The following is a 21,214-nucleotide window of genomic DNA, read 5'->3' on the forward strand; positions in this document are numbered from 1 at the left end:
AAATTCGAGCATGGCCTCTTGTTAGATTGTCGACAATCTGATTGTCTTGCCTTCTGTTCTCGCTGGAGTGGCCGGATGGTGAAGACGGAGTTCAGCCCGATTGCCGACACGACGCGCCGTGCCGAAATCGTGGCACTGCTGCGGCGCGCGATCCTGACCGGTCAGCTCGAACCCGGCCAGAAGCTCAACGAGCTCCGGATTTCCGAACAGATGCGGGTCAGCCGCGCGCCGCTGCGCGAGGCGATGCGCGAGCTGGTGCAGGAAGGCATCCTGACCAGCATCCCCTATGCCGGCACCTTCGTCATCAATGTCACCGCCAAGGACATCGACGATGCCTATTCACTCAACAAGGTGCTGGACGAGTTCGCCATCGAGCGGATGTGGAAGCAGCGCGACCAGCGTTTCCTGGACGAGCTTGACCGGCGCCACGAGGCGGTGAAACAGGCGACGCGCGACCGCGACACCACAAGGCAGATCGAAACCGCCCTGCAATTGCATGGCCTGATCCATGAATGGGCCGACAATTCGGTGCTCCTGGAAACCTGGCAAAGGCTGACCAGCCGTTTGCAGATGTACTTCGCCCTGCACCAGCAGGCGCGCAAGGAAGCCGTGCCGGCCGAAAATGTCCATGAGACCTATGTGGCGCTGCTCAAGGGCGACGACATGCGTGCCGCCCAGCGCCATGCCCGCGAGCATATCGACCTCGATTTCGAAGAGCTTCTTGCCTATGCGCGCGGCCTTGAACGGCGCCCGTCGAAAGGCGCCTGATCCCTCCCATCATCGCGGACAATGGATACCCACGTGCAGATCGAAACCATCAAAGCCTATCACGTCGTGCAGCCCTTCGTGGACGGCCCCTACCGCATGTCCAAGGGGCGCGTGGCCGACTGCTTCGACGCCGTGATCGTGTCCATCACCTCCGACAGCGGGTTGACCGGCTGGGGCGAGATGGCGCCGCTCGGCAATTTCTACTCGGCCGCCTTCCCGGCCGGCACGAGAGCCGGCGTGCCGGAGATCGCACCGCACCTCATCGGCCAGGACCCGTGCGGGCTGGCCAGCATCGGCCGGCTGATGGACACCGTGTTCAAGGGCCATCCCTACATCAAATCGGCGTTCGACATGGCCTGCTGGGATCTGGCGGCGCGCGCGGCCGGCGTGCCGCTGGTGACGCTGCTCGGCGGCAAGGAAAGCGACACGGCGGAACTCTACAAGGTCGTCACCCATGGCACGGTCGATCAAATGGCCGCACTTGCCAGGCGCATCGTCAAGGACGGTTTCCACCGGCTGCAGGTCAAGGTCGGCGGCAATGTCCATGACGACATCGAGCGCGTCACGGCGGTCGCCGCCTCGGTACCGAAAGGCACGGTCATCTTCTGCGACGCCAATGCCGGCTGGACACCCTACCAGGCGCGGCAGTTCGCCGATGCCACGCGGGCGATCGACTACACGTTCGAGCAGCCGTGCACGACGATCGACGAGAACATGTCGGTGCGCCGCATGCTCGACAAGCCGATGGTGCTCGACGAATCCGTCACCTCGCTCGAGGCGATGCTGGAAATCCATCGCCTCGGCGCGGCCGACGGCCTGACGCTGAAGATTTCGCGGCTCGGCGGCGTCACCAAGACCCGGCTGATCCGTGACGTCGCCGTCGATCTCGGCTTCATGATCACGGTCGAGGACACCGGCGGCGCCGAGGTCGACACATCCGCCATGGCGCATCTGTCGCTGTCGACGCCGGAGGAGCGGCGGCTGCATGCGATCGCCTTCCATGAATGGGTGACGGTGCGCACCGCGTCGAACGCGCCGCCGGTCACCGGCAGCCGCATGGGCATTCCCGACGGGCCGGGCCTCGGCATCGACGTCGTTCCCGACCTGCTCGGCAAGCCGTTCTTCGAGGTCGGCCGGTGAAGATCCGCAGCATCAAGGCGACGCCGATCAATCTTCGCCTCGAAGCGCCCTATGCCTGGGTGTTCGGCGAACTCGACGGTTTTTCGCCGACCATCGTCGAAGTCGAGACCGAGGACGGCCTTGTCGGGCTGGGCGAAGCGCCGACGCCGGCGGCGGCCGCCATCATCAACGATGGTCTCGCCCAACGGCTGGTCGGCCGCGACGCCTTCGACATCGCCGGCGCCGAGCATGTCAGCCTGCCCTTCTGGACCGGCGTGCAGTCGATCAACGACCGCGCCCGCATCATGGCCTTCGGCGCCATCGAGTTGGCGCTTTGGGACTTACGCGGCAAGGCATGGAACCAGCCGCTCTACCAATTGCTTGGCGGCGCCGTGCGCAAGGACATCCCGTTCACCGACTACTTCTCGCTGCGCGGCAATGGGGCTGGTGTAAAGGGCGAGACGACCCCGGAAGCCGTCGCCGACTATTGCGTCGAACTGCACGAGACGCATGGAACGACGTTCTTCGAAGGCAAGTTCTCGACCGACGACCCGAAAGTCTCGCTGAGAATGGTCGAGCTGATCCGCAAGAAGCTCGGCGACGATGCGATGATCCGCATCGATTCCAACCAGGCTTATTCGCTGGCCACCGCCCGGCGGCTGGCGCGGCCGCTGGAAGATCTCGGCGTGCGCAACTGGGAGGATCCGGTGGCGACGATCGAGGAGATGCGCGAGCTTCGCCGCCATTGTTCGATCCCGTTCTCGACCCACAATATCGACATTGCGCGCGCCATGGACCTCAAGGTGCCGGATGCTTTCGTCGGCAACCCGACGGCGCATGGCGGCATCGGCCGGATGCTGCGGTTCGTCGGTGCCTGCGAGCACGCGGGCATCGATTTCTGGTGCTACAGCGGCGACAGCGGCATCGGCAGCGCGGCCTACCTGCACCTGTGCGCGGCGCTCGGCTGGATCCGGGAGCCGAACCAGTCGCTGTTTCGCATGCAACCGATTGACATCACCGAGCAAGGGCCGTTTTCGCCCGAGAACAATACGGTGCGTGTCCCGGAAGGCCCGGGTCTCGGTGTCACATTGTCGCGGAAAAATCTCGCGGCCTGCCATCGCGACTTCGCCGAGAACGGCCCGTGCAACAAATATCACGACCCGGCCAAGCCCGGGACATATCGCCGTTTGCCGCTGAACTAGGAGTACGAGACGGGAAAGGAGACGGAATAAGAGTCCGCCGCGCGCCGATGGCGACGGCAGGACCGGACGGATGGAAGCATTGCCTCAAGAAAATCTGAGCCGCACGCCGGAAGGATCGGATGGACCCAGAAAAACCGCATGCTACAGTCCCGGTCGACTGACATCGTTGATGGCCGGGACAGGAGAACTCCACGGACTTTCGTCAACTGAAAACACATTCATCAACCATAAGAAACAGGGGAAAGGGTTAAACCCATGATCAAGAACTACCGCATTCTCGACCTGATCCGGCGTAATCGCTCGCCGCTCGAAAATCACTTGATCGACGGGCTCGTCGATGGCCGTGTCAGCCGCCGCGACTTCATCCGCCATGGCAGCCTGCTCGGCCTGTCGCTGCCGCTGCTTGGAGGCATCACCACGGCCGCCGGCTTTGGCGGCATGCCGTCGCTGGCCCGCGCCCAGGGCGCACCCGGCGCCACCATCCGTGTCGCCAGCAGCGTGCCGGCAGCCGCCATCGATCCGGTCACCATTGCCGACGCCGGCGGCCTCCTGGTCATGCAGCAGGTAGCCGAATTCCTCTGCGTCGACGGCCCCGACCTCGTGCTCAAGCCGGCACTGGCCGAAAGCTGGAAGCCGAACGACAACGGCTCGGTGTGGACCTTCAAACTGCGCAAGGGCGTGAAGTTCCACAGCGGCGGCGAGATGAAGGCGGAGGACGTGGTGGCGAGCATCGACCGCCTCGCCGATCCGGCAAACTCGTCCAACGCGCTGTCGGTGTTCACCGGCATCCTGTCGAAGGGCGCCAGCAAGAAGGTCGACGACTACACGGTGGAATTCCACCTAGACGCGCCGAACGGCAACTTTCCCTACATGCTGTCGTCGGACAATTACAACGCCGTCATCGTCCCGGCGAGCTACAAGGGCGACTACGAAAAGAGCTTCGACGGCACCGGGCCGTTCAAGATCGAGAAATACACGCCGAAGGTCGGCGCCTCCTTCGTCCGCAACGAGGACTATTGGGGCGAGAAGGCGCTGCCGGAACGCACCGAATTCACCTTCTTCACCGATGTACAGCCGATGATCCTGGCGCTGCAGGGCGGGCAGGTCGACATCATCAACCAGATGCCGGTGCTGGCCGGCGTGGCCCTGCTCAGTGATCCAAGCGTCGACATCATCAGCCTGAAGTCTTCAGCGCATCAGCAGCTGCATCTGCGTTGCGACGACGGCCCGCTGAAGGACGCACGCGTGCGCCGCGCCATCGCGCTCAGCATGGATCGCGACAAATTGGTCGCAGGCCTGATGAAGGGGCGTGCCGTGGCCGGCAACGACAGCCCGTTCGCCGCGGTCTACCCCTCGACCGATACGAGCATACCGCAGCGCAAGCAGGACATCGCGCAGGCCAAGCAGCTCATGGAAGCAGCCGGTGCCGGCAAGGGCTTCAAAGTCACGCTGACCACCGAGCGCTACCTCGAAATCCCCGAATACGCCCAGCTCATCCAGAACTGGGTCAAGGAGATCGGCATCGAGCTCGAACTCAACATCCTCGACCAGGGGGCCTATTACGGCGACGCGGTGTTCGGCAAATCGAACTGGCTGGATTCGGTGATGGGCATCACCGACTATGGCCATCGCGGCGTGCCGAATGTCTATCTTGCCGCTCCCTTGAAGAGCGACGGCACCTGGAATGCAGCGCACTTCAAGAACAAGGACTACGACGCGCTGGCGACCAGCTATATCGCGGCACTCGATCTCGAAGCCCAGAAGGCCGACGCCGGCAAGATCCAGAAGCTTCTGCTCGAGGAAACCCCGGTCATCTTCGGCTATTTCTACGACTACCTGACGGCAACGGCGAAGGGCGTGGCCGGCGTGCAGCCGACAGCAATGTCGCAGCTGTTCCTCGATAAGGCGTCGAAGGCGTAAGCGAAAAGGGAAAGCCAGTCCTCTAATAGCCAGCTCCTCCGGGGAGCTGGCTTTGCAAGGAGTCTTAGCCATTCTCTCCTTCTTTGCGCGGCGTGTGTCCCTGTCGCTGATCACGCTGTTCCTGCTCAGCATCATGGTGTTCCTGGGCGGCCAGGTTCTGCCAGGCAATGTCGGGCGCGCGATCCTCGGCCCGTTCGCCGACCAGCGCGCGGTGGACGCGCTCAATCACACACTCGGCGTCGATCGCCCGCTGCTTGTCCAGTACTGGAGCTGGATCTCCAACTTCGTCCAGGGCGACATGGGCACCTCCTACATCTTCCGCTCGCCTGTGGCGCCGTTCGTCATCGATGCGCTCGGCAATTCGATGAAGCTGGCGGCCGTCGCCTTCGTGCTGGTGGTGCCGATCGGCATTCTGGGCGGCGTCATTGCGGCGCTCAACCTCAACCGTCCGCTCGACCGCATCATCAGCCTCGGCGGCCTGTCGGTGACGGTGCTGCCCGAGTTCGTCACCGGCATCATCCTGATCCTGATCTTCGGCGTATGGCTGCGCTGGCTGCCGATCTCGGCCGCTTGGCCCAGGAATGCCGGCTTCTTCACCCAGCTCTATTACCTGATCCTGCCATCGCTGCCGCTGTTCCTGGTGCTGTTCGGCTATATCGCGCGCATGGCGCGTTCGGGCATGATCGAGGCGCTCGATTCCGACTATACGCGGACCGCCGTGCTGAAGGGCCTGCCCTGGCGCACGGTGATCTGGCGCCATGTGCTGCGCAATGCGCTGTTGCCGACCATCACCGTCATCGCCACCCAGACCGGCTACCTCATCGGCGGGCTGGTGGTGATCGAGACGCTGTTCCGCTACCAGGGCATCGGCTCGCTGATCTTCACCGCGGCGCGCGGCAAGGATTTTCCGATGCTGGAATCCGGCATCCTCACCATCGGCATCGTCTATGCCGTGGCGACCCTGGCCGCCGACTTCCTCTATTCCGTGCTCAATCCGCGCATCCGCCTGGGGTCAGACCAATGAGCGCCGTCCAGACCACCTCACAGGACGACACGCGCAAGCGCGGCCCGCTGGCCGAAGTCTTTTTCTCCCTGCTGCGATCGCGAACCTTCCTTGTCGGTCTCGCCATCGTGCTGTTCTGGGTTGCCTGCGCACTGTTTGGCGAACGCTTCGCGCCCTACGATCCGCTCGCCGACGATATCATCAACGCGCTGGCGCCGCCCTCGCGTGAGCACTGGTTCGGCACCGACCAGATCGGCCGCGATGTGTTCTCGCGCGTCATCGTCGGCTCGCGCGATATCCTCACCGTCGCGCCGCTGGCGACCTTGCTGGCGACGGTCGCGGGCACCGCGCTCGGCCTGCTCACCGGTTATTTCCGAGGCATCGTCGACGATGTCGTCAGCCGCATCCTGGAAGCCTTCATGGCGATCCCCGTGGTGATCGTGGCACTGCTCGCCATCGTCGCGCTCGGCACCTCCAAGACCACCGTCATCATCGTCATCGGCCTGAGCTTCGCGCCGATCATCGCGCGCACCGTGCGCTCGGCGGTGCTGGCCGAGCGTGAACTCGACTATGTCGCGGCCGCACAGCTCAGGCATGAGAGCGCGCTGCATACGATGTTCGTCGAGATCCTGCCCAACGTCATCCCGCCGATCCTGGTCGAGACCACCGTGCGACTGGGCTATGCCATCTTCGCCGTCGCCACGCTCTCCTTCATGGGCTTTGGCATCCAGCCGCCGTCACCCGACTGGGGCCTCTCGATCTCCAGCAATTACGGCATGATCGGCGGCGGCTTCTGGTGGACGGTGCTGTTCGACGCGCTGGCCATCGCCTCGCTGGTGATCGGCGTCAACCTGGCCGCCGACGGTGTGCATGGGGCCTTCAATGACTGAACCCGCCGTGGCAAAAAACGCGCTCGAACTCAGAGACCTGTCGGTTGCCTACCGGGTCGCCGGCCGCAATCGCGCGGTGCTGCGCAATCTCAGCCTCACCATCGGCCAGGGCGAGGCCTACGGGCTGGTCGGAGAATCCGGCTGCGGCAAGTCGACGGTGGCGCTCACCGTGGTGCGCTACCTCCCGCGCAACGGCTCGATATCGGGCGGCGCCATCTCGCTCGACGGCCAGGATGTCATGAAGCTCGACGCCGAGGCACTGCGGCGCGCACGGGCCGAAAGCGTCTCCATGGTCTATCAGGATCCGGGCAAGGCGCTGAACCCGTCGATCCGCATCGGCCGGCAACTGACCGAGATTTTCGAGCTTGGCGGCATAACCGGCCAGGCGGCCACCGATCGCGCCATCGCCATGCTGAACCGGGTGCGCATCTCCGATCCGCCAAGCGTCATGCAGCGCTATCCGCACCAGCTGTCGGGTGGCATGCAGCAGCGCGTGGCGATCGCCATGGCGCTGGCCAACGACCCCTCGATGCTGATCCTCGACGAGCCGACGACTGGGCTGGATGCCACAGTCGAGGCCGAGGTGCTCGACCTCATCGCGCAGCTCAGGCGGGAACTCTCAGCCTCGATCCTGTTTATCAGCCACAACCTCGCCGTCGTCTCCAACATGTGCGACCGGGTCGGCGTGCTCTATGCCGGCATGCTGGTCGAGGAAGGACCAACGGAGGTCGTCTTCAACGATCCGCGCCATCCTTACACTGTCGCGCTGCTGCGCTGCCTGCCGCGCGGCGGCCAGCGCAAGGACCAGGGCCGGCTCGACACCATTCCGGGTTTCCTGCCTGGCATCGGCGCCGTCATCAAGGGTTGCGCCTTCGCCGACCGCTGCGCGCTCGCCGACGACCGCTGCCGCACCGAACTGCCGCCGCTCTATGAGCTGAGCGACGAGCGCGGAACCCGGCTGTCGCGCTGCTTCCATCACGACAAGGCGCAATCGCTGCCGCGCGCCACGCCCGCCGACGTGGCGCCGGCACCGAAGCCCGCGAGCGCGCCGGTGCTGCGTGTGGCGGGGCTGAACAAGACCTATGCCAGCCATGGCTATCCGCTGCGCGCGGTCAAGGACGTGTCGCTCGATCTCAGGCCCGGCGAGACGCTCGGCCTGGTCGGCGAATCCGGCTCGGGCAAGACCACCTTCGCCAGGCTGCTGCTCGGGCTCGTGCCGCCCGATGCCGGCGGCACCATCGAGCTCGAGGGCAAGGCGCTGGCGCCGAAGCTGGAGAACCGCGACGACGACCAGGTCAAGGCGATGCAGATCGTCTTCCAGAACCCGGATTCGGCGCTCAACCGTTCGCATTCAATCCGCCATCTCATTGGCCGGGCGCTTAAGCGGCTGGCGGGGCTCAGGGGTGCCGCCCTCGAGGCGCGCCTCAACGATCTCGTCCGCTCGGTACGCCTGACCGACCGGCATCTGGCTGTCAAACCGCGCCAGCTCTCGGGCGGGCTGAAGCAGCGCGTCGCCATTGCGCGCGCCTTCGCCGGCGATCCGCGTATCGTGGTTTGCGACGAGCCGACCTCGGCGCTCGACGTCTCCGTCCAGGCGGCGATCCTCAACCTGCTTGCCGACCTGCAATCCAAGGAGGACGTCAGCTATATCTTCATCTCGCACGACCTCGGCGTGGTGCGGTACCTCTCCGACAAGATCGCCGTGCTCTATCTCGGCCGCATCATGGAGCTCGGGCCATCGGAGGACGTTTTCTCCGGGCCGCATCATCCCTATACCGAGGCGCTGCTCTCGGCGGTGCCCAAGCTCGACCAGACCGAGACGGCGCGCATTCGGCTCGACGGCGAAATCCCCAGCGCCACCAACCCGCCCTCGGGCTGCGTCTTCCACACGCGCTGTCCACGCAAGATCGGGTCCATCTGCGAACAGCAGGAGCCGCCATTGGCCGAGGCGCAGCCGGGACACTCGATCCGCTGCCATATTCCCTACGCGGAACTGGCGCGGCTGCAAAAGACAGCGGTGGCCGAACCGGCATAGCGAGACATCGCATGGGGCATTTGCCTGGCCGGTTACACCTGGCTGGCGATGCCCAGGGAACGGTCGCCTTCCGAAAACCCCTGACCTTCGGTCCAATCCCTGGCCAGCGTGCGCAGCCCGGTCAACGCGACGTCGAGCGTGTCGGACGAGGCGGGATTGCTGGGATAGGCGAGATAGATCGGCCGTTGAAATACCGGCGTGTTGTCGATGCGTCGCATTTCGCCGCGCTCGATATGGCCGCTGACGGCGCTGAGCGGCAGATAGGCGGCGGCGTGCTGCGACAGGACATACTGGAGCCCGATGAAGACCAGCCCCGCCGAGATAGCCGGTTTGACCATGCCGGCGAATGCCCGGTCATGCTCGATGCGGAATTCGAGCCCCCAGTCCATCAGTATGTAGTTTTCGGTCCACGGCTGCGTCTGGGCGGCATGCTGGACGAGCACCACCTGGTCGACGGCGAGCGTCTCGTAGACGATGCCGGGATGTGGGCGCGGCAGATAGAGGATGCAGATGTCGAGCAAGCCTTCGGCCAACTGGTCGATTGCCTGGTCGGGAAAGCTTCCTTCCAGCCGTAGCGCCACGTTCGGCCTTCTGGTGCGCATCCACTCGACCCATGGCGAGGTGATGCGCTCCCAGAGATAGGCTGGCGCGGTGAAGCGCAACAGCGTCTCGTAGCCATCGGGAACGGCGATATCCTGCCTGGATTGCTCCCAGGTGCGAGTGATGGAGGAGGCATGCGGCAGGAACTGCCGGCCGGCTGGCGTCAACGTGACGCCGTCGCGGTCACGGACAAAGAGCCGGCGCCCCAACTGCTCCTCAAGCCCCCTTATCCGCGCACTGACGGTGGATTGCGCGAGATTGAGCCGGTTGGCGGCGACAGTGAAGCTGCCATGTTCGGCGACTTCGAGGAAGCTGCGCAGGTTTTCGGTATCCATGCCATCCCTCCTCCATCGAAAATTTCGATGGACCCTATCAAAAAATATCGCTTTCCGGTCGCGGTCAACAATGCCCTAAATGGCCGATCTCCCAAGGGCAAGCGAGGAATGCAGCCATGCCAAGGCATTTCATGACGATTGACGCCGCCCGCAAAAACCTGACCGCAATCGAAAATTCCGCTGTCGACGAATTGCTGGCCGGCAGGGTCGACCGGCGCGATTTCCTGCGCCACGGCAGCGTGCTTGGCCTGTCGCTGCCGTTGCTTGGTGGCATTTTGGGAGCGGCGGGTTTCGGGACGCAAAAGGCCCTCGCCGAGGGGAAGCCGGGCGGCACGGTGCGCGCCGGCGTGGCGACGCCGGGCGGCGCCATCGACCCCGTCACCTTCTATGACAGCGGCAGCTACCAGCTGGTTTTCCAGACCGCCGAATTCCTCTGCATCACCCAGCCGGACCTGACCCTGAAACCGGTTCTGGCGGAAAGCTGGTCGCCCAACGAAGACGGCAGCGTGTGGACCTTCAAGCTGCGCAAGGGCGTGAAATTCCACAATGGCGAGGACTTCAAGGCCGAGGACGTTGTCGCGACGTTCGATCGGCTGGCCGATCCCAATGGCGCCTCCAACGCGCTGTCGGTGTTCAAGGGCCTGCTGTCGAAAGGCGGAACCCAGAAGGTTGACGACCACACCGTCGCCTTCCATCTCGACGCGCCGAACGGCAGTTTTCCCTACTCGGTGTCGATCGACAATTACAACGCCGTCATCCTGCCGGCGAGCTACAAGGGCGACTACGAAAAGACCTTCGAGGGCACCGGGCCGTTCCGGATGGAGACCTACACGCCCAAGGTCGGTGCGACCTTCGTCCGCAACCCCGACTATTGGGGCGAAAAAGCGCTGCCCGACCGTCTCGAATTCAAGTTCTACGGTGATGTGCAACCGCGCATCCTGGCGCTGCAGGCCGGCGAGGTCGACATTCTCGACGCGGTTCCGCTCGATGTCAGCCAGGTGGTGCTGAACAGCCCCGACATCACGGTGCTGCGCGTCGCCTCGACGGCGCACCGCCAGCTTCACATGCGCTGCGACATGGCGCCTTTCACCGACAAGCGCGTGCGCCAGGCGCTTGCGCTCAGCATCGATCGGTCCAAGCTGGTCGACGGCTTGTGCCGCGGCATGGCGGCCACCGGCAATGACAGCCCGTTCGCGCCGGCCTTCCCCGCCACCGACAAGTCGGTGCCGCAGCGCACCCAGGATATCGCCAAGGCCAAGCAACTCATGGATGCGGCGGGCCTCGCCAGCGGCTTCGACATCACGCTGACGACGCTGCGCTATTCCGACATTCCGGGCTATGCGCAACTGTTCCAGAATTTCGCCAAGGAGATCGGCGCCCGCATTTCGCTCAACATCGAGGATCAGGACAAATATTACGGCAAGGCGGTGTTTGGCCAATCGGATTGGCTGGACAGCCCGTTGGGGATCACCGACTACGCGCATCGCAGCGTGCCGAATGTCTTTTAGAAGAGCCCGCTGGTCAGCGACGGCCCGTGGAACGCCGCGCATTTCAAGAGCCCTGCCTATGACGGCATGGTCGCCAGCTATCTCAAGGCGCTGGACATCGGCGCGCAGCGCGCGGCGGCATCCGACATCCAGAAACTGCTGCTCGACGAGACGCCTGTGATCTTCAGCTACTTCCCCGACCTTCTGGTGCCGGTGCGCAAGAATGTCAGCGGCCTGCCGCCGATCGCCGCCGGGTTGCTGCTCGATCGTGTGTCGCTGGGGTAGAGGCTGCCGAGATCATGCTCGAACAGGCAGAGGCCAGATCGGACCGCTCCGGGTTTCGGGCGGTGGGGCTATCCGGCAGCAGGGCCGCGACGAACGATAGGGGGCCATCGTTCCAGCGATTCGACACCGGCAACGCCCGCCGCCCGGAAGCCCTCGCCGGCCATCGGCTCAGCCTCATGTCGCCCTAGCCATGCGCCCTCGTCCGGCCACGACAGACAAGAAACGGGAGACTACCATTCGCAAGCCTCATCTGCGCGGTCGCGGACCGCATTTCCCCGTGCTCGACACTATCGTGCAGTACGATTTCGAGCCCGGCTATGTCGCCTTCACCATGCCCTCGCTGAAGCGGCTGCGGGTCCAGGTCGGTTCGATGACCGTTGCCGACACCACCAGGGCACTGGTTCTGTACGAATCCGACCATCTGCCGGTCTACTATTTTCCGATCGAGGACGTGCGCGAGGAATTCCTGCTGCCCTCGAAGACGACGACGGAAGACCCATACAAGGGCGTCGCCACGCACTACTCGCTCAATACAGGCATCACCCTGGTCGAGGATGGCGCATGGCGCTATCTCGATCCCGTCAAGGGTTGCCCGCCGATCTCAGGCTACATGTCGTTCGTGTGGAGCAAGATGGGGCACTGGTTCGAGGAGGACGAGGAGATCTTCGTCCATGCCCGCGATCCGTTCCGCCGCGTCGACTGCCTGCCCTCCTCGCGGCGCGTACAGGTTATCCTCGATGGCGAGCAGGTCGCAGATTCACGGCGCGGCGTGTTCCTGTTCGAGACCGGGCATCCAGTGCGCCATTATCTGCCCATTTCGGACACACGGCTCGATATGTTTGCGCCCAGCCGCTACATCTCACGCTGCCCCTACAAGGGCATCTCCAACTACTATCACGTGACGACAGCCAAGAAGCGCCACGAGAACCTGGTCTGGTACTATCCAGAGCCGGTGCATGAAGCAGAACGCATCAAGGGACTGGTCTGTTTCCACCACGAACTGGTCGACAAGATCCTGGTCGACGGCGTCGAAATCCCTAAGGAGGCCACGGCCGCGTCCGACGGATATTTCTGAGCCTTCACGCTCGACTGGTCAGGACCTGGTTCAGCCTTGCGTTTCGCATTTGCGTCCGTCGGCAGCGGTGCTATTTTTGTGCCGCGGCGGACACCTGCTTATGAGGAAAGCACTCCATCATGCGATTTGGCCCTGGCTTGTCGCCCTGGCGGCGACGCCGATGCCGGTGCTTGCCAAGAACGCTCCCGCCTTCGAGTTGAAGCTCGACATCGATCGGGACGGCAAGAGCGACCGGGCGGTCGTCCAGCAAGAGGCCGGCGGCCCCGCCGATCTCTACATCTATCTGGACTCGGAAAAGCCCGGTCCCTCACGCCAAGCGGATTTCGTCAGGAAAGGGCTGACGGAAGACCGGGTCATCGATCTCGAAAGCAAGGACAAGGGATCGCTGTCGGTTACGTCCTGCTTCGGCTGCGGCGCCAGCAAATCGACGGAAGAGACGCTGACGATCGTGCATCGCCAGGGCAAGTTCCTGGTCGGCGGCTATAGCCGCAATTGGGACTGGAACCAGCAGACGTCGAGCGGCGTCGAGACGACGCTTGGCGAATGCGACATCAACTATCTCACCGGCAAGGGTACCGTCTCCAAGGATTTGGAGGCGGGCAAACCCATCAAGGGCAAGTTCAAACCGGTACCGCTGAAGGACTGGTCCTCTGAAATGCGCCCGAGGGCCTGTGATTTCTGAAGAGGTTGATCGAGAGACGGCATAGCGAATACCCTCACCGCACAGGGAGGGCTAGCAATGGATCTTTTCAAACTGAATGGTGACGTCGCACTGGTCACCGGTGCCGGCAGCGGCATCGGCCAGGCAATCGCGATCGGGCTGGCCGAAGCAGGCGCCGATGTCGCCTGTTTCGGCCATACGTCGAAGGGCGGGCTGGACGAAACCGCCCACCGGATCACGGCACTCGGGCGCAAGGCGCTGGTGCTGGCCGGCACGGTGACGTCGGAGGGTGACCTCGCCACGGCCATCGATCGCATCGAAGCCGAACTCGGTGCGTTGACGGTCGCCGTCAACAATGCCGGCATTGCCGGCTCGGAACCAGCCGAGGCGCTGTCGCTGGACAAATGGCGGAGGGTTCGCGGGCTGACGCAGGCGCACTACAACTCGTCGAAGGCCGCCGTCATCCATATGTCGAAGAGCCTGGCCATGGAGTGGGCCGATCGCGGGCTGCGCGTCAACGTCGTCAGCCCGGGCTACACGCTGACGCCGATGAACAAGCGGCCGGAGGTTGCGGAAGAGGTCAAGATCTTCAAACGCGACACGCCGATGGGACGAATGGCGGCGCCCGAGGAAATGGTCGGGCCGACAGTGTTCCTGGCCAGCCGGGCGTCGAGCTTCGTCACCGGCCTCGACCTGATCGTCGACGGCGGCTACGTCTGCTGGGAACAGGCATGCGAGCCCTGTCCGTCGGCGTCGGCCGACTTGGCCTGCAGCCTGAAATACGCCGCGAACGTAGCGTTAGTCGTTGCGCGGCATGAACGTTGGTATATATAATTTCATCCTATGAAACGCGCCGGCGAGACGGGGCTTGCCGGCCAACAGCCGAGATCATGACCTTGATGGCTCGCACCTTGCAGAGCGCCGCAGGACTGGCAAGTGATCCGCGGATTGCTATCGCGGCGATCGATCGGCCATGAGACTGGGCCGCCCCGGCAGCATCCGTCATCATCGAAATCGAGCATCGCCGCGCCGGCCTTGCGCCGCTGGCGACAACAGCCTTGCGCAACAGCCAGCCTTTCCAACACAATCAAGAAAAGACGCAAGAAGGGAACGACCAATAAACGTCACAGCTTGAAGGAGAACCAAGCAATGCCAGTTCGCAGTTTGATTTCGAAATTCTCAATGGGAGCTTTTGCACTTGCTGCGGCAAGTGTCATGACGCCGATAGCGCAGGCAGCGGCACCGGAGTCCAACGACCCGATCAAGATTGCCTTGTTCGACTGGACCAGCGTCAACCTCAACGCCAAGATCCTCGGCGGCATCCTGGAAAAGCTCGGCTATACCGTCGAATATCCGACCGCCGACTATCTCTCCAGCCTGACCACCGGCCTCACCAATGGCGACATCGATGTCGGCCTGGAGTTCTGGGACACCACCGCCGGCGAGGCCATGAAGGCCTCCGACGCCACTGGCCAGACCGAACGGCTCGGCAAGCTCGGCCCAAAAGCCAAGGAAGAGTGGTGGTTTCCCGAATACATGAAGGAAAAGTGCCCGACCTTGCCGGACTGGCACGCGCTGCTCGACGCCACCTGCGCGGCATCGTTCTCGACCGCCGAGACGGCACCGAAAGGGCGCTATCTCGGTGGCCCGGTGACCTGGGAAGGTTTTGACGACGAACGTGTCGCGGCGCTGAAACTGCCCTTCACCGTCATCCATGCCGGCACCGATGCGGCGATGTTCGCCGAACTCGATTCCGCCTATCAGCGCAAGGCGCCGATCATGCTGTGGATCTACTCACCGCATTGGGCGCCTGCAAAATACAAGGGCGAATGGGTGCAATTCCCCGAATACACACCCGAGTGCTACAACGACCCGAAATGGGGCGTGAACCCGGACGCCAAATACGACTGCGGCAAGCCGCATGGCGAGATCTGGAAATATTCCTGGAACGGCATGAAGGACAAATGGCCGGTCGCCTACAAGGTGGCCAAAGCCTACACGATCGACACCGACGAGTTGAACAAGATGAGCGGCGAGATCGATCTCGACGGCAAGACGCCGGAGGATGTCGCCGCTGCCTGGATCGCCGCCCACGAAGCCGACTGGAAAGCCTGGGCGCAGTGATCGCTCCGACTGGAAAAGGGAGACCCGGCTGGTACCAGCCGGGTCTCAATTCCTGGTGTTCCAGAAGGACGACTGAATGACGAAAGCTATTGAACAGGCATCGAACGCGACGGGGAAAGATCCCCGGCCGATAAAACTTGCCTGCCGCAATGTCTGGAAACTGTTTGGGACGAACGCCGCCAATTTCATCCGCGAGCGCGACGGCAAGGCCAGCGCAGCCGACATAGCCGGAGCGGGGCTGGTCGGCGCGGTGCGCGCCGTCGATCTCGAAATCCGACAGGGCGAGATCTTCATCATCATGGGCCTGTCAGGGTCTGGCAAGTCGACGCTGGTGCGCTGCATGTCGCGGCTGGTCGAACCGACACATGGCAAGGTCGAATTCGAAGGCAAGGACCTGCTCGAGATTTCCGATGCCGCGCTGATCGAACTCAGGCGCCACCGCATGGGCATGGTGTTCCAGAATTTTGCGCTGCTGCCGCATCTGAACGTGCTCGACAACATCGCCTTCCCGCTCAGCATCCAGGGACAGGATCGTTCGACACGCGAGGCTCGCGCCCGGGAAGTCATCGAACTCGTCGGCCTGCGCGGGCGCGAGCATTTCTATCCGCGCGAATTGTCGGGCGGCCAGCAGCAGCGTGTCGGCATCGCCCGCAGTCTCGCCACCAAGCCGGAAATCTGGTTTCTCGACGAGCCGTTCTCGGCGCTCGATCCATTGATCCGCCGCGAGATGCAGGATGAGCTGATGCGGCTGCAGACCATGCTGCACAAGACCATCGTGTTCATCACCCATGATTTCGACGAGGCGATAAGGCTGGCCGACCGCATCGCCATCATGAAGGACGGCGAAGTCATCCAGATCGGCACGCCGGAGCAACTGGTGGTCAATCCGGCGACCGACTACGTCGCCGAGTTCACCCGTGACGTCGACCGCGCCAAGGTGATTTCGGCACGCAGCCTGATGCGCCCTTGCGATGGCGCCGAACATGGCGGCACGGTGGCGCCGGAGGCCAAGATCGCCAGCTTCTCGGCCAGCATCGTTGCCGCCGGTAAACCGTTCGCCGTGGTCAACGGCACCGGCAAGCCGATCGGCGAGGTGACGCCGCAAGCGGTGATCGATCTTCTGGCCGGCATCGAGCGAGCCGGCGCATGACTGTAACGGCAAGCAGCAGCCAGGCAAGGCCGCCTATTCAACGGTGGCTGGTGATCTGGGTGCTGGCGCTTGCCGCCGTGCTGGTGGTGTTCCTGCTGCAGGACGTCGTCCCTTGGGCTGTCGACTATCCGGCGAGCGCCGTCGTGCCCGTCGCCGACTGGGTCAGCGCGCTGATGGACTGGATCAAGTCGAACCTGTCCTGGCTGACCCGCTCGGTCACCGCGATGCTCGGCGTGCCGCTCGACTTCGCGCTCAACCTCTTGGCCAAGAATTTCAAGATCGGTCACGGCGCCGAAGCTTTCGTGCTGCCGCGTTTGTCCTGGGTTGGCGTCTGTGGAGCGGCGTTCCTTGCCGGCTATGCGGCCGGCGGCAGAAAACTTGGCATGCTGGTTGGCGGCTGTTTCCTCTACATCGCGCTGTTCGGCCAGTGGACCAGCGCCATGCTGACCCTGGCGCTCATCTCGATCGCGGTGCCGTTCTGCATTCTCACCGGGCTATTCGCCGGCATCTGGGCGTGGCGCAAGCCGTGGGCGGAGAGGCTCATCGTCTCCCCTGCCCTCGACCTCATGCAGACGATCCCGACCTTTGCCTACCTGATCCCGATGCTGCTCCTGTTCGGCAACAGCCCGGTCTCGGCGATGATCGCCACCGCCATCTTCGCCACGCCGCCGATGGTGCGGGCAACCATGCTCGGCCTCACGCGGGTGCCCTTGGAGATCGGCGAGTTCAGCGACATGGCCGGCTGCACCGCGCGGCAGAAATTGTGGCGGGTGCTGTTGCCCTCGGCGCGGCCGACGCTGATGGTCGGCGTCAACCAGGTGATCATGCTGGCGCTGAACATGGTGATCATCGCCTCGATGATCGGCGCCGGCGGGCTAGGCTACGACGTGCTGCTCGCTCTGCGCGCGCTGAAGGTCGGCGAGGCGATGGAAGCCGGGCTGGCCATCGTCGCGCTCGCCATCGCGCTCGACCGGCTGAGCCAGGCCATCGCCCACAAGCAGGCAACAGGCAATGACCGCCGGTCGGCCACCAGCCCGGGTTTCTGGCGCCGCTACCCCAATCTGACGCTGGCCATTGCGATCCTTGCCGTCACCACGCTGCTCGGCCTGTTCGTGCCGGCTTTCGCGGCCGTGCCGAAGGCGATCACCTTCACCACCGCGCCATTGTGGAAAGCGGCGGTGAACTGGGTGACGATCAACTTCTTCGACATCATCGAAGCGTTTCGGGTGGCGCTTATCCTCAACGTGCTCAATCCGGTGCGCGCCTTCTGCGAAGGATTTCCGTGGCTGGGCGCGGTGTTCCTGCTCGGCCTTGCCGGCTACCAGCTCTCAGGCTTGCGGCTGGCCGCACTTGTCGCGGCACTCACCGCCTTCTGCGCCATCACAGGCCTTTGGGAAAAGACCATGGCGACGGTCTATCTCTGCGGCATCTCGGCCTTCATAGCCTGCCTGATCGGCATTCCGATCGGGCTTGCGGCGGCGCGAAGCGACCGCTTCGAAAAGATCGTCACGCCCGTCATCGACACGCTGCAGGTGTTGCCGTCGTTCTGCTTCATCATTCCGGTGGTGATGCTGTTTCGTGTCGGCGATGTCACCGCAATGATCGCGACGATAGCCTTCGCCGTGGTGCCGGCGATCCGCTACACCAGTCATGGCATCAGGCAGGTGCCGCCGGCACTGATCGAGGCGGCGAAGGTTTCCGGCTGCACGCCGCGCCAGACTTTTTTCCGTGTGCAATTGCCGCTGGCGCTTCCCGAAATCATGCTCGGCGTCAACCAGACGATCCTGATGGCGCTGGCGATGATCATCATCTGCGCCATGGTCGGCACCCGCGACCTCGGCCAGGAAGTGTTCATCGCGCTGTCGAAGGCCGATTCCGGCCGCGGCATTGTCGCCGGCCTCGCCATCGCCTTCATCGGCATCGTCGCCGACCGGGTGTTCAACGCCTGGACGGCGAAGGCGCGGGCAAGATTGGGATAGTCAGCAAGGTGCGCGGCGGCTACTCCGCCGCGACGCCCTTCACTTCGAGATAGCTCTCCATCGAATCGTCCAGCGCCTGCAGCCACGGTGTGTGGTGCAGCGGCGCCATGGTGCCAGTCATCAGCGAGCGATAGGAATGGTCGCGGAAGCTCATAATGTCTTCCGCCTTGTGATGCTCCCACTCCATGAAGGTCTGGTTGACCGCCTCGACGTCGAAGCCGGGATAGTCGGTCTGGTCCATCAATTCCTTGGTGTAGTCGCCCTGGAACCAGATCATCTGCTCGGCGTCCTCAAGCGTCTCCTCGCGGGCGCGCCATTTGGCGCCATGCGCCGCCATCGCCTCGGCCGAGGGCAGCTTGATGCGGCCCATGATGACGTCGCGGGCGAACCAGGCCTGCGCGTCGAACATGTTGAAGGTGTAGAACTGGTCCTGCATGCCGATATAGGACAGCTTCGGGTTCTTCTCCCAGACCACGCCCTCGTAGAGGTCGAGCGGCCACATGCGATTGGCTGTCTTGAGCTTGAGGTCATCGGTCAGGAAGGGGAAGGAATGGAGATAGCCGGTGCACAGGATGATGGCATCGACATCCTTGGTCGTGCCGTCCTTGAAATGCGCCGTCTTGCCGACGACCTTCTGCAGCAGCGGCACCTCTTTCCAATTCTCCGGCCATTTGAAACCCATCGGCTTGGAGCGATAGCTGGAGGTGATCGATTTAGCGCCGTATTTGTAGCATTGCGAACCGATGTCCTCGGCCGAATAGGAACGCCCGATGATCAGGATGTCCTTGCCCTTGAACTCCATCGCGTCGCGGAAATCGTGGCTGTGCAGGATGCGGCCGTTGAAGGTCGAGAAGCCCTCGAAATAAGGCACGTTGGGCACGGAGAAGTGCCCGGAGGCAACAACGACGTTGTCGAACTCTTCGGAGTAAGTCACGTCGTTGGTCCGGTCATGCGCGGTGACGGTGAATTTCTTCGTCTCGTCGGAAAAGGTCACCATGCGCACCGGGCTGTTGAAGCGCACCCATTTGCGCAGGCCCGACTTCTCGACGCGGCCCTTGATGTAGTCCCACAGCACGGCGCGTGGCGGGTAGGAGCCGATCGGCCGGCCGAAATGCTCCTCGAATGTGTAGTCGGCGAATTCCAGGCATTCCTTCGGCCCGTTCGACCAGAGGTAGCGGTACATCGAGCCGTGCACGGGATCGCCATGTTCGTCGAGCCCGGTGCGCCAGGTGTAGTTCCACAGGCCGCCCCAGTCGGACTGCTTTTCGAAGCAGACGATCTCGGGAATCTCGGCGCCCTTGTCGGCAGCCGACTTGAAGGCCCTGAGCTGAGCCAGACCGGACGGCCCGGCTCCAATGACGGCAACACGAGTTTTCATTTCCGGGCCTCCTCTTTTTTGATTTCCCCAGCGAAACAAATTTCACTGACAGGACAGTAATTGGCCCTTCCGTGCTGTCAACAGCGATCTGCGGAAACGGCATTTGCGCACAATCGATTCCTGGCGAAAAACCCGCGACGTTCGCACTCAAAGGACCGGCGCATGCACCACAAGACGGCTTGCCGTTGCGGTTGCGCTGCTGTATCGCCACCTGACATGTTCACCTTGAGTGAAATAAATCCGCGAAGTCCGGGGGCGACATGGCGAAAGACAGTACCAAGGCCGGGCTTGCCGGCGCCAAACCAAAGCCGCAGCCAAAGGTCTCGGCGGACGGCAAGACTATCCGAGCGCCGCTGACGCAGAACCCGCACGCCATCCGTGATACCCGCGAGAAGGTGCTGGAGGTGGCGATCGGCCGCGAGGTGCGGGCGTTCCGCAAGAAACTCGGCATCACCGTCGCCGATCTCGCCGTCGCCACCGACATTTCGCTGGGCATGCTGTCCAAGATCGAGAACGGCATCACTTCGCCGTCGCTGACCACGCTGCAGGCGCTGTCGCGGGCGCTCGGCGTTCCGGTCACCGCCTTCTTCCGCCGTTTCGAGGAAGAACGCAGCGCTGTCTTCGTCAAGGCCGGCCAAGGCCTTGACGTCGAACGCCGCGGCACGCGCGCCGGCCACCAGTACAATCTGCTCGGTCATATCGGTTCCAACACCAGCGGCGTCGTGGTCGAGCCCTATCTGATCACGCTGACCGAGGATTCCGACGTGTTCCCGACCTTCCAGCACGAAGGCATGGAGTTCCTCTACATGCTCGAGGGCGAGGTCGTTTACCGGCATGGCAGCAACCTCTATCCGATGAAGCCCGGCGACAGCCTGTTCTTCGACGCCGACGCGCCGCACGGGCCGGAAGAACTGACGCGGCTGCCGATGCGGTACCTTTCGATTATCTGCTATCCGCAGAACAGCGCTGGTTAGGCACTTGGTTCCTCGCCCCTGTAGTGGGGAGAGGTGGCTCGGCGAAGCCGAGACGGAGAGGGGAGCGCCCTACGAAGGCCCCCTCTCCGTCCGCTTCGCGGACACCTTGTATCTACACGAGAGAGATTTCGTGGGATTGAAGCGATTGAGCCAAGGTCCGGGCGGCCGCCCGGACCTTGGCTTGGCGAAGTCGCCCGTACCACCTGAGGTTACAGCCGCGGGAGAGCTT

At 63.5% G+C, this 21,214-nt stretch carries 15 protein-coding genes and 2 pseudogenes; 15 read left to right on the forward strand and 2 right to left on the reverse strand.

Features of this window, described 5'->3' with window-relative positions; translation table 11 throughout:
- Positions 1-75: 75 nt before the first annotated feature.
- From EN845_RS28275 to EN845_RS28305, 7 genes are all read left to right on the forward strand, one after another.
- The gene (locus EN845_RS28275; protein WP_127873051.1) at positions 76-768 is read left to right on the forward strand and encodes a GntR family transcriptional regulator; all 693 of its coding nucleotides are present in this window, start codon (positions 76-78) and stop codon (positions 766-768) included.
- Positions 769-801: 33 nt separating this feature from the next.
- Positions 802-1,908, forward strand: coding sequence for a mandelate racemase/muconate lactonizing enzyme family protein (locus tag EN845_RS28280; protein ID WP_127873050.1), 1,107 nt, complete (start codon positions 802-804; stop codon positions 1,906-1,908).
- Positions 1,905-3,089, forward strand: a complete 1,185-nt coding sequence (locus tag EN845_RS28285) for a mandelate racemase/muconate lactonizing enzyme family protein (RefSeq protein WP_127873049.1) — start codon at positions 1,905-1,907, stop codon at positions 3,087-3,089. Before EN845_RS28280 ends, EN845_RS28285 begins: the two co-directional genes overlap by 4 nt.
- Before the next feature lie 255 nt (positions 3,090-3,344).
- Positions 3,345-5,009: an ABC transporter substrate-binding protein gene (locus tag EN845_RS28290; RefSeq protein WP_127873048.1), complete on the forward strand. Its 1,665-nt coding sequence runs from the start codon at positions 3,345-3,347 to the stop codon at positions 5,007-5,009.
- Positions 5,010-5,079: 70 nt separating this feature from the next.
- A complete protein-coding gene (locus EN845_RS28295; protein ID WP_127279106.1) occupies positions 5,080-6,033 on the forward strand; it encodes an ABC transporter permease in 954 nt (317 codons plus the stop codon).
- Positions 6,030-6,902 carry an ABC transporter permease gene (locus EN845_RS28300; RefSeq protein ID WP_127279103.1) on the forward strand — a complete coding sequence of 291 codons (873 nt, stop codon included), beginning with the start codon at positions 6,030-6,032 and terminating at the stop codon, positions 6,900-6,902. Before EN845_RS28295 ends, EN845_RS28300 begins: the two co-directional genes overlap by 4 nt.
- Positions 6,895-8,937 carry an ABC transporter ATP-binding protein gene (locus EN845_RS28305; protein ID WP_127873047.1) on the forward strand — a complete coding sequence of 681 codons (2,043 nt, stop codon included), beginning with the start codon at positions 6,895-6,897 and terminating at the stop codon, positions 8,935-8,937. Before EN845_RS28300 ends, EN845_RS28305 begins: the two co-directional genes overlap by 8 nt.
- Before the next feature lie 32 nt (positions 8,938-8,969).
- Here EN845_RS28305 and EN845_RS28310 read toward each other — a convergent pair whose 3' ends face one another.
- The gene (locus EN845_RS28310; RefSeq protein ID WP_127873046.1) at positions 8,970-9,872 is read right to left on the reverse strand and encodes a LysR family transcriptional regulator; all 903 of its coding nucleotides are present in this window, start codon (positions 9,870-9,872) and stop codon (positions 8,970-8,972) included.
- Positions 9,873-9,988: 116 nt separating this feature from the next.
- On the opposite strand from EN845_RS28310, the pseudogene EN845_RS28315 reads away from it, so the two are divergent.
- The 7 genes and pseudogenes from EN845_RS28315 (at position 9,989) to EN845_RS28345 (ending at position 18,633) form a co-directional block, all read left to right on the forward strand.
- Positions 9,989-11,644 (forward strand): annotated as a pseudogene (locus EN845_RS28315) (ABC transporter substrate-binding protein).
- A 277-nt stretch (positions 11,645-11,921) separates the two neighbouring features.
- Positions 11,922-12,719 (forward strand): DUF427 domain-containing protein, encoded by a 798-nt coding sequence (locus tag EN845_RS28320; protein ID WP_245464367.1) that lies wholly within the window; start codon positions 11,922-11,924, stop codon positions 12,717-12,719.
- 100 nt (positions 12,720-12,819) lie between these two features.
- A complete protein-coding gene (locus EN845_RS28325; protein WP_127278415.1) occupies positions 12,820-13,401 on the forward strand; it encodes a hypothetical protein in 582 nt (193 codons plus the stop codon).
- 57 nt (positions 13,402-13,458) lie between these two features.
- Positions 13,459-14,103: pseudogene (locus EN845_RS28330) on the forward strand (SDR family oxidoreductase); the annotation flags it as partial.
- A gap of 426 nt (positions 14,104-14,529) precedes the next feature.
- The gene (locus EN845_RS28335) at positions 14,530-15,504 is read left to right on the forward strand and encodes an ABC transporter substrate-binding protein (protein WP_127873044.1); all 975 of its coding nucleotides are present in this window, start codon (positions 14,530-14,532) and stop codon (positions 15,502-15,504) included.
- Positions 15,505-15,580: 76 nt separating this feature from the next.
- Positions 15,581-16,654 carry a glycine betaine/L-proline ABC transporter ATP-binding protein gene (locus EN845_RS28340; protein WP_127278418.1) on the forward strand — a complete coding sequence of 358 codons (1,074 nt, stop codon included), beginning with the start codon at positions 15,581-15,583 and terminating at the stop codon, positions 16,652-16,654.
- On the forward strand, positions 16,651-18,633 hold the full coding sequence (locus EN845_RS28345) for an ABC transporter permease subunit (protein ID WP_127873043.1): 1,983 nt from the start codon (positions 16,651-16,653) through the stop codon (positions 18,631-18,633). The genes EN845_RS28340 and EN845_RS28345 overlap by 4 nt, the downstream gene beginning before the upstream one ends.
- A gap of 19 nt (positions 18,634-18,652) precedes the next feature.
- Here the strand turns inward: EN845_RS28345 and EN845_RS28350 are convergent, their stop codons facing one another.
- Entirely contained in the window at positions 18,653-20,011 is a 1,359-nt protein-coding gene (locus EN845_RS28350; protein WP_127873042.1) for an NAD(P)/FAD-dependent oxidoreductase, read from the reverse strand.
- A gap of 260 nt (positions 20,012-20,271) precedes the next feature.
- On the opposite strand from EN845_RS28350, the gene EN845_RS28355 reads away from it, so the two are divergent.
- Complete coding sequence (locus tag EN845_RS28355; RefSeq protein WP_127278422.1) at positions 20,272-20,985, forward strand: XRE family transcriptional regulator; 714 nt, start codon at positions 20,272-20,274, stop codon at positions 20,983-20,985.
- The last annotated feature ends 229 nt before the right edge of the window (positions 20,986-21,214 follow it).

This window comes from Mesorhizobium sp. M8A.F.Ca.ET.202.01.1.1, assembly GCF_004791595.1.
In the GTDB taxonomy this organism is placed as follows: Bacteria; Pseudomonadota; Alphaproteobacteria; order Rhizobiales; family Rhizobiaceae; genus Mesorhizobium.

Coding starts and splice junctions, on each gene's coding strand:
- EN845_RS28335 (WP_127873044.1), top strand. CDS start 14,530: ATGCCAGTTCGCAGTTTGATTTCGAAATTCTCAATGGGAGCTTTTGCA.
- EN845_RS28300 (WP_127279103.1), top strand. CDS start 6,030: ATGAGCGCCGTCCAGACCACCTCACAGGACGACACGCGCAAGCGCGGC.
- EN845_RS28305 (WP_127873047.1), top strand. CDS start 6,895: ATGACTGAACCCGCCGTGGCAAAAAACGCGCTCGAACTCAGAGACCTG.
- EN845_RS28325 (WP_127278415.1), top strand. CDS start 12,820: ATGAGGAAAGCACTCCATCATGCGATTTGGCCCTGGCTTGTCGCCCTG.
- EN845_RS28275 (WP_127873051.1), top strand. CDS start 76: ATGGTGAAGACGGAGTTCAGCCCGATTGCCGACACGACGCGCCGTGCC.
- EN845_RS28340 (WP_127278418.1), top strand. CDS start 15,581: ATGACGAAAGCTATTGAACAGGCATCGAACGCGACGGGGAAAGATCCC.
- EN845_RS28355 (WP_127278422.1), top strand. CDS start 20,272: ATGGCGAAAGACAGTACCAAGGCCGGGCTTGCCGGCGCCAAACCAAAG.
- EN845_RS28310 (WP_127873046.1), bottom strand. CDS start 9,872: ATGGATACCGAAAACCTGCGCAGCTTCCTCGAAGTCGCCGAACATGGC.
- EN845_RS28345 (WP_127873043.1), top strand. CDS start 16,651: ATGACTGTAACGGCAAGCAGCAGCCAGGCAAGGCCGCCTATTCAACGG.
- EN845_RS28290 (WP_127873048.1), top strand. CDS start 3,345: ATGATCAAGAACTACCGCATTCTCGACCTGATCCGGCGTAATCGCTCG.
- EN845_RS28350 (WP_127873042.1), bottom strand. CDS start 20,011: ATGAAAACTCGTGTTGCCGTCATTGGAGCCGGGCCGTCCGGTCTGGCT.